The organism is Paraburkholderia piptadeniae, assembly GCF_900007165.1.
GTDB classification, from domain to species: domain Bacteria; phylum Pseudomonadota; class Gammaproteobacteria; order Burkholderiales; family Burkholderiaceae; genus Paraburkholderia; species Paraburkholderia piptadeniae.
On sequence record NZ_CYGY02000032.1, the window covers coordinates 108394 to 124692 of the forward strand.

Annotated in this window: 16 protein-coding genes; 6 read left to right on the forward strand and 10 right to left on the reverse strand. The window is 62.9% G+C overall.

What is annotated here, in order from left to right; genetic code table 11:
* The first annotated feature begins 284 nt into the window (after nucleotides 1-284).
* Complete coding sequence (locus BN2476_RS17050) at nucleotides 285-956, forward strand: outer membrane lipoprotein (RefSeq protein WP_087735346.1); 672 nt, start codon at nucleotides 285-287, stop codon at nucleotides 954-956.
* Between the two features lie 229 nt (nucleotides 957-1185).
* Here the strand turns inward: BN2476_RS17050 and BN2476_RS17055 are convergent, their stop codons facing one another.
* Nucleotides 1186-2526: a glycosyltransferase family 9 protein gene (locus BN2476_RS17055; RefSeq protein WP_235850866.1), complete on the reverse strand. Its 1341-nt coding sequence runs from the start codon at nucleotides 2524-2526 to the stop codon at nucleotides 1186-1188.
* A 9-nt stretch (nucleotides 2527-2535) separates the two neighbouring features.
* On the opposite strand from BN2476_RS17055, the gene BN2476_RS48250 reads away from it, so the two are divergent.
* Nucleotides 2536-2940: a hypothetical protein gene (locus BN2476_RS48250; protein ID WP_235850867.1), complete on the forward strand. Its 405-nt coding sequence runs from the start codon at nucleotides 2536-2538 to the stop codon at nucleotides 2938-2940.
* Between the two features lie 303 nt (nucleotides 2941-3243).
* Here BN2476_RS48250 and guaA read toward each other — a convergent pair whose 3' ends face one another.
* From guaA to guaB, 3 genes are all read right to left on the reverse strand, one after another.
* Nucleotides 3244-4827, reverse strand: a complete 1584-nt coding sequence (gene guaA, locus BN2476_RS17060; protein ID WP_087735348.1) for a glutamine-hydrolyzing GMP synthase — start codon at nucleotides 4825-4827, stop codon at nucleotides 3244-3246.
* A 254-nt stretch (nucleotides 4828-5081) separates the two neighbouring features.
* Nucleotides 5082-5858, reverse strand: coding sequence for a hypothetical protein (locus tag BN2476_RS17065; protein WP_087735349.1), 777 nt, complete (start codon nucleotides 5856-5858; stop codon nucleotides 5082-5084).
* Between the two features lie 6 nt (nucleotides 5859-5864).
* Complete coding sequence (guaB, locus tag BN2476_RS17070; protein ID WP_087735350.1) at nucleotides 5865-7325, reverse strand: IMP dehydrogenase; 1461 nt, start codon at nucleotides 7323-7325, stop codon at nucleotides 5865-5867.
* A gap of 285 nt (nucleotides 7326-7610) precedes the next feature.
* Here guaB and BN2476_RS17075 point away from each other — a divergent pair, with 285 nt between their 5' ends.
* Nucleotides 7611-8597, forward strand: a complete 987-nt coding sequence (locus BN2476_RS17075) for a DMT family transporter (protein ID WP_087735351.1) — start codon at nucleotides 7611-7613, stop codon at nucleotides 8595-8597.
* Nucleotides 8598-8727: 130 nt separating this feature from the next.
* On the opposite strand, the gene BN2476_RS17080 is transcribed toward BN2476_RS17075, so the two are convergent.
* Nucleotides 8728-9060, reverse strand: a complete 333-nt coding sequence (locus BN2476_RS17080) for an RnfH family protein (protein WP_087735352.1) — start codon at nucleotides 9058-9060, stop codon at nucleotides 8728-8730.
* The gene (locus BN2476_RS17085; protein ID WP_087735353.1) at nucleotides 9057-9494 is read right to left on the reverse strand and encodes a type II toxin-antitoxin system RatA family toxin; all 438 of its coding nucleotides are present in this window, start codon (nucleotides 9492-9494) and stop codon (nucleotides 9057-9059) included. Before BN2476_RS17085 ends, BN2476_RS17080 begins: the two co-directional genes overlap by 4 nt.
* Nucleotides 9495-9625: 131 nt before the next feature.
* Between BN2476_RS17085 and smpB the strand changes: the two genes are divergently transcribed.
* Complete coding sequence (gene smpB, locus BN2476_RS17090) at nucleotides 9626-10072, forward strand: SsrA-binding protein SmpB (RefSeq protein ID WP_087735354.1); 447 nt, start codon at nucleotides 9626-9628, stop codon at nucleotides 10070-10072.
* A gap of 114 nt (nucleotides 10073-10186) precedes the next feature.
* On the opposite strand, the gene BN2476_RS17095 is transcribed toward smpB, so the two are convergent.
* The 3 genes from BN2476_RS17095 to ppsA all read right to left on the reverse strand — a co-directional run bounded on the left by BN2476_RS17095 (nucleotide 10187) and on the right by ppsA (nucleotide 14177).
* Nucleotides 10187-11113, reverse strand: a complete 927-nt coding sequence (locus tag BN2476_RS17095) for an SPFH domain-containing protein (protein WP_087735355.1) — start codon at nucleotides 11111-11113, stop codon at nucleotides 10187-10189.
* A gap of 90 nt (nucleotides 11114-11203) precedes the next feature.
* On the reverse strand, nucleotides 11204-11653 hold the full coding sequence (locus BN2476_RS17100; protein ID WP_087735520.1) for an NfeD family protein: 450 nt from the start codon (nucleotides 11651-11653) through the stop codon (nucleotides 11204-11206).
* A gap of 118 nt (nucleotides 11654-11771) precedes the next feature.
* Complete coding sequence (ppsA, locus tag BN2476_RS17105) at nucleotides 11772-14177, reverse strand: phosphoenolpyruvate synthase (protein ID WP_087735356.1); 2406 nt, start codon at nucleotides 14175-14177, stop codon at nucleotides 11772-11774.
* A 14-nt stretch (nucleotides 14178-14191) separates the two neighbouring features.
* Here ppsA and BN2476_RS46500 point away from each other — a divergent pair, with 14 nt between their 5' ends.
* Together BN2476_RS46500 and ppsR are read left to right on the forward strand one after the other, a co-directional pair.
* A complete protein-coding gene (locus BN2476_RS46500) occupies nucleotides 14192-14335 on the forward strand; it encodes a hypothetical protein (RefSeq protein ID WP_160111727.1) in 144 nt (47 codons plus the stop codon).
* A gap of 269 nt (nucleotides 14336-14604) precedes the next feature.
* Entirely contained in the window at nucleotides 14605-15420 is an 816-nt protein-coding gene (gene ppsR / locus BN2476_RS17110) for a posphoenolpyruvate synthetase regulatory kinase/phosphorylase PpsR (RefSeq protein ID WP_087735357.1), read from the forward strand.
* Between the two features lie 17 nt (nucleotides 15421-15437).
* Here ppsR and BN2476_RS17115 read toward each other — a convergent pair whose 3' ends face one another.
* Entirely contained in the window at nucleotides 15438-16238 is an 801-nt protein-coding gene (locus BN2476_RS17115) for a TrmH family RNA methyltransferase (protein WP_087735358.1), read from the reverse strand.
* Between the last annotated feature and the right edge of the window lie 61 nt (nucleotides 16239-16299).

Consider the following 16299-nt stretch of genomic DNA (forward strand, 5'->3'; position numbering starts at 1 on the left):
TTGCAATCCACTACGTTGCGGCTCGGGCATTTTATCAGGAGCCGCGAAATGCATTTGTCAGACGCCTAGAGTGCGCAATCAGATCTTAGGAAATGTCGCATAGGATGGCGTTCCGCACGGAAATAAGGTTGCCGGTTTTCCTGCTCGTGCGTCCCGATTGCCCCGGTCGTTTTTCTCCGACGCGCAATTTACACACTGTTACGCACGGCGCTCGTCAATAGCGACACGGGTTTCCCTATACTCGTCGCCGTCCACAGCTGGTGGCGCCACGACAATCTCGCAACATGACCCACTCCCGTTTTGCTCGCCCTCTCGTCCGAACGTCGCTGATCGCGCTCTGCGTCACGCTGCCGCTTGCCGGCTGCGTCGTTCCCGGCAATGCGCCCTATGGTTCTGCCTACGGTTCGTCGTACGCCACGCAACCGGCCTACGCCCAACCGGCTTACTCGCAGCCTGTCTACGCGCAGCCTGGTTACGCGCAGCCGCCGCAGTATCAGCAGCCCTACGCGCAACAGCCGCAATATCAACAACAGCCCGCGTACGATCAGTCCGACTGGCAGGACGGCCAGAACCAGGGCTATCAGCAGCCTCAGCAGGGCTACGGATACGGCGAGCAGTACGGCGTCGTTTCGTCGATCCAGCCGTTGTCCAATCCGGGTGCCGTGACGGCGGGCGGCGTCGCGGGCACGGTGATCGGCGCAGTCGTGGGCGGCGTGATCGGCAACCAGTTCGGACGCGGCCATGGCCGCGATGCCGCGACGGCGATCGGCGTGCTAGGCGGCGCTGTCGCGGGCAATCAGCTTGGACAGCAGGCGGGCGCGTCGTCGCCGGGCGGCTACCGGGTTTCCGTGCAACTGAACGACGGCTCGATGCGCGCTTTCAATGTCAGCACACCCGGCGACCTGCATCCCGGCGACCGCGTGCGCATCGCAGGCAACCGGCTCGACCGCTACTGATTCACCGATTGATTGGTGCCGCGCGTACGGCTGACGTCGGACGCGCGCGACGCGCATTCAACGCATGCAATATCATGCTGGCGCGCCGCGGAACGCCATTTGCCGGGCCGGCGCGTCGGCGTCATTCACTCCCTGGCTCGCAGGCCATTGCGAACAGTCCGCAATGCGAGCCGATACCGAGCTTTCGTGCGCGCGGGGTTCGAGCACCTCGAGCATGAGCAAAGCGCGATCACCAGGTTGCGCGGACTGGAAACTCCGCCTCCAGCGCTTCGATCACCTTCGAAAGCGCGTCCGCCCAATCACCACGCTCGGACTGGTTGAAAATGCGCAAGCCTGGATACCACGCACTGTCGGTACGATCGCGCAGCCAGCGCCAGCATCCCGCGTAACGGTTCAGCAGCCACACGCGCTTGCCCATCGCCGCCGCCAGATGCGCGACTGACGTATCGACGGCAATCACCAGATCGAGATGCTCGACGAGCGCCGCCGTATCGGCGAAGTCGTCGATTTCGCTCATCCAGTCGGTCACGTTCGGACGCTTCGTCGGCGTCAGTTCCTTCGATGCGTCGTCCGCTTTCTGCAAGCTGAGCCAATGCGCACGCGGCCACGCCAACAACCGCTCGATCTGCGCGGGCGCGATGCTGCGCATCTGGTCCATGTGCGCGTTGCTCTTTCCGCCCGCCCACACGATGCCGATGCGCGGCACGCCTTGCGGCGCCAATGCCGCGAGCCGTCCGCGCCAATATTGCGCACGCTGTACATCGGCGCGCAGATAACGGCTCGGCGCCGAAGCGAGGTTCTGCAAATCAATGCCGAGCGACATCGGCAACGAGAGCATCGGCGAATGGCAATCCCATTCGCTCCAGTCCGACGGCATGTCGTCGAGCAGTTTCAGTTGCGGATAGCGTGCGCCGAACGAGTCTTCGAAAAGCCGCCACAACAGCTTCGGACAGTTCAATCCGATCGTCGTGAAACGCGCGAGCGCGAGCGGGAAAAAGCGGCAGAACTGCAATGCATCCCCGAGCCCCTGCTCGTACACGATGAAAAGCCGCGCGCCGTCTTTCGGCAAGGGCTCGCCCCGCCACTGCGGCACGGGCAAACCGACGGGCCGCGCGCCGCGCTCGCCGCGATTGTTGCCGAGCGCGGCCCAGCGATACTCGAAATGCGGCCACGCCTCTTCGTATCGGCCGGCCGCGAGCATCATGTGACCGATATTGCTGCGCGCTTCGAGATTCGACGGGTCGAGTTCATAGGCGCGCTGATGATGCTCGATGGCCGCTTCGACATCGCCCAGTGCGTTCATCACGAGGCCGAGATTGTTGTGCGCGCCGGAATGCCCCGGGTTCGTGGCGATCACGCTGCGATAGGCGTGCTCCGCCGCTTCCATGTCGTCGTTCAGTTGCAGCGCCACGCCGAGATTGAACGCGAGAATCGACGTATCGATTGCAACGGATGGTTGACTGCGCGCCAGATCCAGGCCGCGTTGCGCGCTCGCCGCGCCCTCGGCAAGCGCGCCCGAGCGGATCTGCACGACGCTCAGACTGTTGTAGAAAACGGGATCGGGCCGCACGCGCAGCGCGTGCTCGATCCAGTGCGCCGCGCCACCGGGCTCTTTCGCTTCAAGGGCAATCAGCCCCCGCAGATGGAGCGCGGCAGCATGTTCGGGCTGCGTCTGGAGAACGCTCTCGGCATGCACGCGCGCCGTGTCGTGCTGACCGCAGAGGAAGGCCTGCTCGGCCGCGGCGTAAAGCTGTCCGATGTCCAAATGTGGCGTCATTCAATCAAGTCCTGCGCGAAGACGAAGCGGTTGTTGAGAGCCCTCGCCGATGGTCTGGTCGATGGGCCCGAGCGCCGCGATGATCGCACCGCACCGGTAAGCCGCTGTGAACTTCTGTCAAAGTACCGCTTCGCTGAACATGAATGGAAGAATAGTGCCAAGCCGGAACTGCGTTCAGTTGCATGCGAGTGCAACGACATGCAGTGAACGGAGCGCCATGCGAACCATTCAGCGGACCTTGCGCCTTCGCCTCGAACCGTTCGATGAAGTCCATTTCGATGGACTACTTGCGCTCTACTCCGACCCCGGAAGTCATGCGATTTCCAGGCGCTGGCTCGCCTGCCAGTGCAGCAGAAGTGCATGAGTGTGTCCGCATAGCGAAAGAACGGTGGGATCGGTTTGGTTTTTCCTGTGAGCGATTCTGAAGAAGGACGGAGGCGAACTGATCGGAGCGGGTTGCGTCCAGTACATCGAGAACAATAAAAAAGGGCGCCGCAGCGCCCTCTTTTCTCACTCCCACTCGATCGTCGCCGGTGGCTTGCCCGAAATGTCGTACACGACGCGATTGATGCCGCGCACTTCGTTGATGATCCGGTTCGACACGTGGCCGAGCAGATCGTGCGGCAGATGCGCCCAGTGCGCCGTCATGAAGTCCAGCGTCTGCACGGCGCGCAGCGCGACGACATACTCGTACGTGCGGCCATCGCCCATCACGCCGACGCTCTTCACAGGCAGAAACACCGCAAACGCCTGGCTCGTCAGGTCGTACCACGACTTGCCCGTATCCTTGTCGATAAACGTGCGCAGCGTCTCGATGAAGATCGCGTCCGCGCGGCGCAGCAGATCTGCGTAATCGCGCTTCACTTCGCCGAGAATCCGCACGCCGAGGCCAGGGCCCGGGAACGGATGTCGATACACCATCGACGGCGGCAGACCCAGCTTCACGCCCAGTTCGCGCACTTCGTCCTTGAAGAGTTCGCGCAGCGGTTCGAGCAGCTTCAGGTTCAGCGTTTCCGGCAGGCCGCCGACGTTGTGGTGGCTCTTGATCGTATGCGCCGCCTTCTTGCCCTTGCCCGCCGATTCGATCACGTCCGGATAGATCGTGCCTTGTGCGAGCCACTTCGCGTCCGTCAGCTTGCCGGCTTCGGCCTGGAACACTTCGACGAATTCCGCGCCGATGATCTTGCGCTTCGCCTCAGGATCGGTCACGCCCTTGAGCTTCGACAGAAACGCCTCGCTCGCATCGACGTGAATCACCTTCACGCCCAGGTGATCGGCGAACGTCGCCATCACCTGTTCGGCTTCGTTCAGGCGCAGCAGGCCGTGATCGACGAACACGCACGTGAGCTGATCGCCGATCGCTCGATGCAGCAGCGCTGCCGCCACCGACGAATCCACGCCGCCCGACAGGCCGAGGATCACATGCTCGTCGCCGACCTGCTTGCGGATGTTCTCGACGGCTTCATCGATGTAGTTGCCCATCTCCCAGTCAGGCTTCGCGCCGCAGATCTTCAGCACGAAACGCTCGAGCATCGCGCGGCCCTGCACCGTGTGCGTGACTTCCGGGTGCCATTGCAGGCCGTAGAAATGGCGCGCTTCGTCGGCCATCGCGGCGATCGGGCACGATTCCGTCGATGCCATCAGCTGGAAGCCCGACGGCATTTCCAGCACCTTGTCGCCGTGACTCATCCACACCTTCAGCATGCCGTGGCCTTCGGGCGTCGCGAAGTCCTGAATGCCGTCGAGGAAGCTCGTATGGTTGCGCGCGCGCACTTCCGCATAGCCAAACTCGCGCAGATGGCCGCTGTCGACCTTGCCGCCGAGCTGCTCGGCCATCGTCTGCATGCCGTAGCAAATGCCCAGCACGGGCACGCCCGCTTCGAACACCGCTTGCGGCGCACGCGGCGTATCGGTCTCGGTCACCGAATTCGGGCCGCCCGACAGGATGATGCCCTTCGGCTTGAATTCGCGGATGAACTCGTCGCTGACGTCGTGCGGATGGATTTCCGACAGCACGTGCGCTTCGCGGATGCGGCGTGCGATCAGTTGGGTGACTTGCGAACCGAAGTCGAGGATTAGGATCTTGTCATGCATGGCAGCGGACGGAATCTAAAAAGAACGGAAAGGGAAAGCCGCGCAAGTCGCATCGCGACCGGGCAGCATGGTATTCAAAACGGACCGGCTCGGCCGGTACAGGCGATCGCGCGGACGACATGACGAACGCATCGCGACGAGGCAGCATCGACCGAGTCCCGACGATGCACTCGCAGCCACGAAACTCCATCGATAAAAGGACTGCGCGCAGACGGATTCCGGTTGTTTCGGCAGAAAGCGTGTCGTGTCGCGGATCAGCCATGAAACGGAGGCCGGGGTGCGCCGGACTTCGCTTCGGCCGCGGCGCGCTCCCGCGCGCCGGCTTCTTCGTCCGCAGCGGCTGCACGCTCGCGCGCGAGCGCATCTTCACGCGACCGGGCCGCCGATGCGCCCGGCGCCGCCGCCGTCAAATCCGGCTCGACGGGATGGCCCGTCGCGGGACTCACGGGCGACGCTGCGCTCCCGGAACGCGTCGTATCGAGCATCGGCTCGGCTGCATGCGACCCGCTCGCCGGATAGACGCCTTCCGGAGGCGCCGCGTTGCGCTCGCGCTCGGCCTTGCGCGCTTCGTTCGCGGTGTCGCGAGCCGCGACGCGGTCGGCACGCCCTGCGGCCGCCGTGCCCGCCAGCCGATCGCGCCGGCGTACGGCGCTCGCCAGCCTCACGCCACCCAGGCCGATGACGAGCACCACTGCGCCTGTCACCACTGCCACCAGTTGACCGAGACCCGCCAGCGACGGCGTATGCAGCCCGACCAGCCAGACAAGCATCAGCACGCCCGTCAGCCAGTTCACATGACCGACGACCTTGGCCATCGTCGCCGTCATTGCGCCGTCGATCGACGCATGCAGCGCGAGCCACGCGAGCCCGATCAGCGCGATGCCGAAGCCTTGACCGACCAGCACAGGGTCCGTCTGCGCCAACTGCAGCGCGTCGTACAGCGATTTCCACGGCGTAAGCAGGAAAAACAGCCCGAACGCCAGCAGTATCAGAGCATCGATGATCAGTACGGCACGCAGCAGCGGCTTCATCGGCGATCAGTCCACGTGGTAGTTGGGCGCTTCCTTCGTGATCTGCACGTCGTGCACGTGCGATTCGCGCATGCCCGCCGCCGTGATTTCGACGAACTCGGCCTTTTCGTGCAGCTCGTCGATCGTATTGCAGCCGCAGTAGCCCATGCTCGCGCGCACGCCGCCGATCAGCTGGAACAGGATCGCGCCGACCGAGCCCTTGTACGCGACGCGGCCTTCGATGCCTTCGGGCACCAGCTTGTCGATATTCGCGGAGTTGTCCTGGAAGTAGCGGTCAGCCGCGCCGTCCTTCATCGCGCCGACGGAGCCCATGCCGCGATACGACTTGTACTGGCGGCCCTGATACAGGAACACGTCGCCCGGCGACTCTTCCGTGCCGGCGAACATGCTGCCCATCATCACGGCGTTTGCGCCCGCGGCCAGCGCCTTGCTGACATCGCCCGAGAAGCGCACGCCGCCGTCCGCGATCACGGGGACGCCGGAGCCCTTGAGCGCCGCCGACACGTTCGCGATCGCCGAGATTTGCGGCACGCCGACACCCGCGACGATACGCGTCGTGCAGATCGAGCCCGGGCCGATGCCGACCTTCACGCCGTCCGCGCCGTACTCGACGAGCGCCTTCGCTGCATCGGCCGTCGCGATGTTGCCGCCGATCACCTCGACGTGCGGGAAGTTCTTCTTGACCCACTGGACGCGCTCCAACACGCCCTTGCTGTGGCCATGCGCCGTATCGACGACGATCACGTCGACGCCCGCCTGCACCAGCAGCGACACGCGCTCTTCGTTGTCCGCTCCGACGCCGACAGCGGCCCCCGCGCGCAGCTTGCCGTGCTCGTCCTTACAGGCGTCCGGGTGCTCCGTCTGCTTCGTGATGTCCTTCACGGTCATCAGGCCGCGCAGCTCGAATGCGTCGTTGACGACCAGCACGCGCTCGAGGCGGTGGCTGTGCATCAGCGCCTTCGCTTCGGCGAGCGGCGTGCCTTCCTTGACCGTCACGAGACGCTCGCGCGGCGTCATGATCGTGCGCACGGGCTCTTCGAGGCGCGTTTCGAAGCGCAGGTCGCGGTTCGTCACGATGCCGATCAGTTGCGCCCCTTCGACGACCGGGAAGCCCGAAATGCCATGCTGGCGCGACAAGGCGATCACGTCGCTCACCTTCATCTGCGGCGGAATCGTGATCGGATCGCGCACGACGCCCGATTCGAAACGCTTGACCTTTGCGACTTCGCGAGCCTGCTCGGCCGCCGTGAGATTCTTGTGGATGATGCCGACGCCGCCCATCTGCGCCATCGCGATGGCGAGGCGCGCTTCCGTGACGGTGTCCATCGCGGCGGACACGAGCGGCATATTGAGGGATATCTTGCGGGTCAGCCGGGTTTTCAGGCTGGTGTCGCGCGGCAGAACATCGGAGAAGGCCGGGACGAGGAGCACGTCATCGAACGTGAGTGCTTTTTGGATCAGACGCATGGCAAATCCTATAGGCGCAAAAGCGAATTATACGCGATACATCCCCGGTTTTCACTGCGCGAACAGTCAGTTAGCGAAATTGTTCAACGTTTTTTCGCATCGAGCGGCGGCCGAATTTCGCTTCCGCGTTCGGCTCGCGTTCAATCGGGTTTCGTTTGCTCATTCGAGCGCGCGGGCTTTCATCAGCATAGTCGCCATGCCCGCAAAGTGCAGAATCGAACAAGACGCAGACGCTTGCGGCCCGTTATGCTTCGCACACTTTCAGTTTTCGATTCGAGGCAGGCAATGCAGCGCGGCGTGGCGTACGGGATGTTGGCGGGAGCGTTATGGGGCATGGTCTTTCTGGTGCCGCGCCTGCTGCCTGATTTTTCGCCCGTGCTGCTGAGCGCCGGCCGATACGTGATGTATGGCGTGGTGTCGCTCGTCGCCGCGTTGCCGTCGGCGCGCTCGCTGCTGCGCCGGCTCACCCGCGAAGACCTGCACGCGCTCGTCAAGCTCGCGCTTGCGGGCAATCTGCTCTACTACCTGCTGCTGACGGGCGCGGTTCACCTCGTCGGCATTGCGCCGTCTTCGTTGATCGTCGGCGTGCTGCCCGTCACGGTGACGCTGCTCGGCCGGCGCGATCACGGCGCAGTGCCGCTCACGCGGCTCGTGTGGCCGCTCGCGCTCGTCGTCGCGGGCATCGCGTGCATCAATGTCGACGTGTTCAGCGCGTCGGGCACGACGCCGGGGGCCGGTTCGATGTCGATCGTGACGAAGCTGGTGGGGATTGCCTGCGCGGTCGGCGCGCTCGTCTGCTGGACGTGGTTTGCCGTCGAAAACGCGCGCTATCTGCAGCGTCAGACGCATTTCAGCGGCAACGAATGGTCGGTGCTGTGGGGCGTCGTGACGGGCCTGCTCGGCGCGCTGCTGTGGCTCGTCGTCGCGCTGCTGCCGTCGGCGGCCGTCGATACATCGCACGTCGATACGCGCTGGCATCTGTTCTGGCTGCTGAATCTGGGCCTTGCGATCGGCGCGTCGTGGCTCGGCAACGGCCTGTGGAACGCGGCGTCCAAGCGTCTGCCGCTCACGCTGTCGGGTCAGTTGATCGTGTTCGAGACGCTGTTCGCACTGCTCTACGCGTTCATCTACGACCATCGCATGCCGCGTCCGCTCGAACTGGCGGCGATCGTGCTGCTGGTCGCGGGCGTCAGCTGGTCGGTGCGCCAGCATGCCGGCGACGATTCGGACCGCTCGACGCTCGAAGAAAAGGCCCAGGCGGCTGTGCACTGAACACGGCGCGCGGCACTCAGTCTTCGGCTTGGCACAAAAACGGCGCCCGGCGGTCGACGAGACAAAAAACGGCGCACCGTGTCATGCGGTGCGCCGTTCGACGTTCTTTCGCTGCGTCGATGGCTTTGTGTCAGCGCGAATCCTTGGGCAGCCATTTGCGGCCCTCGACCGACCCTTCCCTGCGCGACTTCTCGACGCGCCGCTGCCGCGACACCTTCGGATCGACGATCAGCGGCCGGTAGATCTCGACGCGATCATGATCCTCCAGCACGGCGTCGAGCGGCTTGAGCCTGCCGAACACGCCCGTCTTCTGCTTCGTCAGATCGATATCGGGATGCCGCGCGAGGATGCCGCTCGCGTCGATGGCCTGACGCAGCGTCGCGCCTTGCGGCAGTTCGAGCTGGATCAGCGTCTGCTCGTGAGGCAGTGCGTAGCAGACTTCGATGGTCAGATTCACGCTCATGCCTTGCCGTAGCGCTGATCGGCGCGCTTCACGAACGATTCGACGAAAGTGTTCGCGATATGATTGAACACCGGCCCGATGATCTTTTCCAGCAGGACGCTCGTGAACTCATAGTGCAGCGCGAATTCGATCTTGCATGCGTCCGCGCGCAGCGGCGTGAAGCGCCAGTAGCCGGTGAACTTGCGAAACGGACCGTCGGCGAACTCCATGTCGATGCGCGTGGGACGCTCCTGCGTGTTGTGCGTCGCGAAGTGCTGCTTGATGCCCTTGAAATTGATGTCGATCTTCGCCTCCATCAGATTATCTTCCTGGCGGCGGATCTCGACGCCGCCGCACCACGGAAGAAAATTGGGGTAGTCGGCGACATCGGTGACGAGGTCGAACATCTGTTCCGCCGAATGGCGTATCAACACGGTTTTCTGGACATCTGCCATAAATTGAACAGCGCGTGGCAACGGTGATTGGGAAATAGCGAACGCGTGACAACTGAGTGACACGGCGACGGGTTTTCGGCGGCCCGCTTTGCTAAAATCGTGATTTTAAACGAGTTGGGCCGTTTCCATTCATGAGCATCATCGACAACAGAAAAGCGTTCTTCGATTATTCGGTCGAGGAGCGTTACGAGGCGGGGCTCGTGCTGGAGGGCTGGGAAGTCAAGGCGCTGCGCGCCGGGCGCGGCCAGATCAAGGAAGGCTACGTGGTGATCAGGAACGCCGAGCTGTTTCTGATCGGCACGCACATCAGCCCGCTGCCCGAAGCGTCGACGCACATCAAGCCGGACCCCGTCCGCACGCGCAAGCTGCTGCTGCGCGCGGAAGAAATCAGCAAGCTGATCGGCAAGGTCGAGCAGCGCGGCTATACGCTCGTGCCGCTGAACTTTCACTACAAGAACGGTCGCGTCAAATGCGAGATCGGCCTCGCGAAAGGCAAGAAGCTGCACGACAAGCGCGAGACCGAGAAGAAGCGCGATTGGGAACGCGAAAAAGCGCGGCTGATGCGCACGCCGACCTGAGCCGGCACGCTCTTTTCAATCACCGGATAGACAATGGCCCGCAGTAACATGCGGGCTATTTTTTCCTCGTCGTGCTCTTGCGAAACGCGCGCTCATGTCGCGCTCGCCAAACGTTCAGGCAGTCGTCTTGCCCTGCTTCACGATCGTTAGCGCCGACGCGATCATCGAGCTCATGTCCGACATGTTGCCCGGCACGATCAGCGTATTGCCCGCCTTCGCCAGATTCGCAAACGCATTCACGTACTGCTCGGCGACCTTCAGATTCACGGCTTCCATGCCGCCCGTCGATTGAATCGCGGCCGCAATCTTCTGAATTGCCTGAGAGTTGGCCTCGGCGACAGCCAGAATCGCCGCCGCCTGACCTTGCGCCTGGTTGATCGCCGCCTGACGCTCGCCTTCGGACTTCTGAATGGCCGCCTCGCGTCCGCCCGACGCGATATTGATCTGCTCCTGCTTGCGCCCTTCCGACGCTGCGATCAGCGCGCGCTTCTCCCGTTCGGCCGTGATCTGCGCCTGCATCGCGTGGAGGATTTCCTTCGGTGGCGTCAGATCCTTGATCTCGTAGCGCAGTACCTTGACGCCCCAGTTCGAAGCCGCTTCGTCGAGCGCCGACACGATCGAATGGTTGATGAAGTCGCGCTCCTCGAAGGTTTTGTCCAGTTCGAGCTTGCCGATCACCGAACGCAGCGTGGTCTGCGACAGTTGCGTGATCGCGAACACGAAATTGCTCGATCCGTATGACGCCTTCATTGGATCGGTGACCTGAAAATACAGCACGCCGTCGACCTGCAACTGTGTGTTGTCGCGCGTGATGCAGACCTGGCTCGGGACGTCGAGCGGAATTTCCTTGAGCACGTGCTTGTACGCGATCCGGTCGATGAACGGCAGCACGAACGTCAGGCCTGGCGTCAACGTCGCGTGATAGCGCCCGAGCCGCTCCAGCACCCACGCGTGCTGCTGCGGCACGATCTTGATCGTCTTCGCGGCAGTCACGATCACGACGATCAGCAACACGAGCCCAACGATGCTCGACGGTTCCATTCCCGCACCCCCAATCTGTTTTTGAATTGTTGTGCGCATCCTGATGCGCGTGAGTTGCGTCCGAACGACGCTTGAATCAGATCCCGTTATTCAAGTTCGAGCCGCGTGCTTTCTTGCGACAACGACCAGGCAGTTGCCACGCAGCGCAGTGATTTCGTAGAGGTTCGCGTCTTCCGGCTCGCCGGGTGAGAGTTCGACTTCCCATGACGCGCCGCGATAGCTGGTCCGAGCGCGCCCGTCGTGCCACGCGGGCACGGTCAGTGTCGAGCCGATGTCGAGATTGACGTCGGGATTGCGCGCGGCCTCGGCGCGCGTTTTCGTCTTGCGTCCATAGCGCGACTTGCGCAGAACGATCACCGCGCCAAGCGCGACAACGGCTGCAACGCCGAACTGCAACGGCAAGTCGGCGCCTGCCAGACGCGCAAGGGCCGCCGCGATAAAACCCAGCGCCACCATCAGCAGATAGAACGTGCCGTGCATCAGTTCGAGCACGATCAGCACGCCTGCGCCAATCCACCAGAACAGCCCGCTATGCATCACGTTGGCCTCCACAAAGCAAAACACCCCGGATCTACCGGGGTGTTTATAGCATGAAGCGTCGACGTTTTATCGTTCGCTGAAGTACGTTTTACATACCTCTACAAACGATGCGCAATGCTTACTTCGCCATCGTTTTCGCCAGCGCCTGCCACGTATCGATGATCGTGTCCGGGTTCAGCGAGATCGACGCAATGCCTTCGTCCGTCAGCCATTGCGCGAAATCCGGATGATCCGACGGGCCCTGGCCGCAGATGCCGACGTACTTGTTCAGGCGCAGGCACGTGTCGATCGCGCGCTTCAACATGAACTTGACGGCGGGATCGCGCTCGTCGAAGTCGACGGCGAGCAGTTCCATGCCCGAGTCGCGGTCGAGGCCGAGCGTGAGCTGCGTCAGGTCGTTCGAGCCGATCGAGAAGCCGTCGAAGAACTGCAGGAACTCTTCGGCGAGGATCGCGTTCGACGGCACTTCGCACATCATGATCAGGCGCAGGCCGTTTTCGCCGCGCTTCAGGCCGTACTTCGCGAGCAGGTTCACCACGCGCTCCGCCTGCTTCAGCGTACGCACGAACGGCACCATGATCTCGACATTGTCGAGGCCCATCTCTTCGCGCACGCGCTTGAGCGCCATGCATTCCATTTCGAACGCCTGCGCGAAGTCTTCGGCGATATAACGCGATGCGCCGCGGAAGCCCAGCATCGGGTTTTCCTCGTCCGGCTCATAGCGCGAGCCGCCGATCAGCTTCTTGTACTCGTTCGACTTGAAGTCCGACAGACGCACGATCACGGGCTTCGGATAGAACGCCGCGCCGATCGTCGCGATGCCTTCCGTCAGCTTGTCGACGTAGAACGCACGCGGCGATGCATGACCGCGCGCGACGCTTTCGACGGCCTTCTTCAGGTCCTGATCGACGTTCGGATACTCGAGAATCGCCTTCGGATGAACGCCGATGTTGTTGTTGATGATGAATTCCAGCCGTGCGAGACCCACGCCCTTGTTCGGCAGTTGCGCGAAGTCGAACGCGAGCTGCGGATTGCCGACGTTCATCATGATCTTCACGGGGATTTCCGGCAGTTCGCCACGCTGGATTTCCGTCACCTCCGTTTCGAGCAGACCGTCGTAGATCTTGCCTTCGTCGCCTTCCGAGCACGACACCGTAACGAGCGAGCCGTCCTTCAGCACGTCGGTCGCATCGCCGCAGCCCACTACGGCGGGCACGCCCAGCTCGCGCGCGATGATCGCCGCATGGCAGGTGCGGCCGCCACGGTTCGTGACGATGGCCGCCGCGCGCTTCATCACCGGCTCCCAGTTCGGATCGGTCATGTCCGCGACCAGCACGTCGCCCGGCTGCACGCGCTCCATCTCCGACGGATCATGGATCACGCGCACAGGACCCGCGCCGATCTTCTGGCCGATCGCGCGGCCCGTCGCCAGCACCTGCGACTGGCCCTTCAGCTTGAAGCGCTGCTCAGCCTTGTTGTGACCCTGGCTCTTCACCGTTTCAGGACGCGCCTGCAGGATGAAGATCTTGCCGTCGCGACCGTCCTTGCCCCACTCGATGTCCATCGGACGCTCGTAGTGCTTCTCGATGATAACCGCGTATTTCGCGAGCTCAATCACGTCGTCGTCGGTGATCGAGAAACGGTTGCGCTGCTCGTGCGACACGTCGACGGTCTTCACGCGGCCTTCTTCGCCTGCCTTCGTGAACTCCATCTTGATGAGCTTCGAGCCGATCGAGCGGCGGATGATCGGGTATTTGTTCTGCGCGAGCGTGGTCTTGAAGACGTAGAACTCGTCCGGATTCACCGCGCCTTGCACGACGGTTTCACCCAAGCCGTAGCTCGACGTGATGAAGACGGCGTCCTTGAAGCCCGATTCGGTGTCGAGCGTGAACATCACGCCCGCTGCGCCGACGTCCGAGCGCACCATGCGCTGCACGCCCGCCGACAACGCGACTTCCGCGTGCGTAAAGCCCTTGTGAACGCGATAGGAGATGGCGCGGTCGTTGTACAGCGACGCGAACACGTGCTTCATGCGATCGAGCACGTCTTCGATGCCGACCACGTTCAGGTAGCTTTCCTGCTGGCCCGCGAACGATGCGTCCGGCAGGTCTTCCGCCGTTGCCGACGAACGGACCGCGAACGACAGTTCCTCAGGCGAGCTCTTCGAGAGCGTTTCGAACGCCGCGCGAATTTCCTGCTCGAGACGCGGCTGCATCGGGGCGTCGACGATCCATTGACGGATCTCCTTGCCCGCAGCGGCAAGCGCCTTCACGTCGTCGACGTCGAGCGTCTCCAGACGTTGCGCGATGCGTTCGGTCAGGTTGTTGTGATGCAGGAACTCGCGGAATGCGAGCGCCGTCGTCGCAAAGCCGGTCGGCACGCGCACACCTGCTTCCGCGAGCTGACTGATCATCTCGCCGAGCGATGCATTCTTGCCGCCGACGATGTCCACGTCGGTCATTCGCAACTGCTCGAATGGAACTACATACGCCTGATCCTTAGCAACGTTAACTGCGTTAGTCATACAAGCCCCTAAGTGTGAAAAAAATGCTCGATTGCGCAAGTGGGCTTGAACACGAGGCGCTCATTGGAAGCGTGGCTCGTGCCTTGCGCAACCTGTTGGAAAAGCAATCGCTGAAGAACCAGACGTTCGACACGAAGCCCGACGAAGCAGGAGATTGAACGAACTTGCGGCGTAGCCGTGCAAGATACGAACAAATCGCGACGCAATCCAAGTGCGATAACAGATAGTTACGCGATTTGGCTGCAATTGCTTATCCAACAGGTTGCCGCTATTCTACCGTGCCGACTCTCGAAATGTGACGGTCGGACAAGAATTGCGCCTCGAGCGGCGCCGCTGCAAGGTTTCCGGCCAGCCACCGGGCAGCGGGTGCCACGCGGCGATGTCTCATTTGAGCGGATTTTGACGCTCGCGTTCCCTGTCCCCACTGATGCCGCCCACCGTATTCATCGTCTCCGACGGTACCGGGATTACTGCCGAAACCTTCGCGCATTCGATCCTCTCCCAGTTCGACCAGAAATTTCGCCTGGTCCGTGTGCCATTCGTCGATTCGACGGAAAAGGCGTACGCCACGCTCGAAAAGATCAACGAATCCGCCCATCACGAAGGCCGTCGCCCGATCGTCTTCACGACGCTCGTGAACAGCGCGTCGAACCAGATCGTGAAGGACTCGAACGCGCTCGTGCTGGACATGTTCCAGACCTTCGTCGAGCCGCTCGAACAGGAACTGGAGCTGAAGTCGAGCCACGCGATGGGCCGCGGCCACCAGAACGCCGATACCGAGGAGTACAAGAACCGGATCGAGGCGATCAACTTCTCGCTCGCCCACGACGACGGACAATCGAATCGCAATCTCGAAGAAGCGGACGTGATCCTCGTCGGCGTGTCGCGCAGCGGCAAGACGCCGACGAGCCTTTATCTGGCGATGCAGTACGGCGTGAAGGCCGCGAACTATCCGCTGATTCCCGAAGACTTCGAGCGCGGCAAGCTGCCGACGCCGCTGCTCGCGCATCGCACGAAGATGTTCGGGCTGTCGATCGATCCGCAACGGCTTTCGGAGATTCGAAACGAGCGGCGCCCCGGCAGCAAGTACGCCGCGCTGGAAAACTGCCGGTACGAAATCAACGAAGCCGAGACGATGATGCGGCGCGAAGGCATCAAGTGGCTGTCGTCGACGCACAAGTCGATCGAGGAAATCGCGACGACCATCCTGCAGGAAATCAGGCTCGACCGGTCGTCGTATTGATGCAGCCGGCGTGAAGGTTAGCTGGAAGCGCGCGGCTCGTGCCCGCGCTGCTGCCGGCACTGCTCGAAAAGACACACGGCCGCGGCCGCCGCGACATTCAGCGATTCCATCCCGCCCGGCTGCGGAATCGTCACGCGATACGTCACCGCGTCGCGCCATGCCCGCGACACGCCCGCCCCTTCGTTGCCGAACACCCACACGACCGGGCCCGACAAATCGGTGTCGTAAATCGCCTGCGCGCCGTGCGAGTCGGTGATCGCGACGGGCACGTCGAGCCGCTCGATTAGCGTCTGCGGTTCGACATCCTCATGAATGCGCAGCAGGAAATGCGCGCCCATGCCGGAGCGCAGCACTTTCGACGACCACGCGTACGCGGTGCCCGGCGCGCAGAACACATGGCCGATGCCCGCCGCCGCCGCGCTGCGCAGAATCGAGCCGACATTGCCCGCGTCTTGCACGCCATCGAGCACGATGCAGCCTTGCGTCACGCGATCCGGCAGCGCCTCGTCGAGCTTCTCGACGAGCAGCAGCATGCCCACGCCGTTCACGACATTCGACAGTTGCCCGAAGAGCGTATCGGGCAGCGTGACGATGCGCCGCTCATCGATGCGCGCGACGATGGCCTGCGCTTCGTCGTGGCGCAGCGCGCCTTCCGTGACGACGCACGTCTCGGGCTGCCCCGCGACATCGAGATAGGCGCCCGCCAGATGAAACCCTTCGAGCAGCGCATGGCCGCTCCTGCGCTGTTGATGCGTCGAGCCGGCCAATGCCTTCAGACGTTTGTAGAGCGGATTGTCCCGCGAGGTAATGGCTTTCACTGGCAGCGAAGACCGTATCGGTACGATAAGAAAAGCGGTGAAAAGAAAAGCGCCCGAAGGC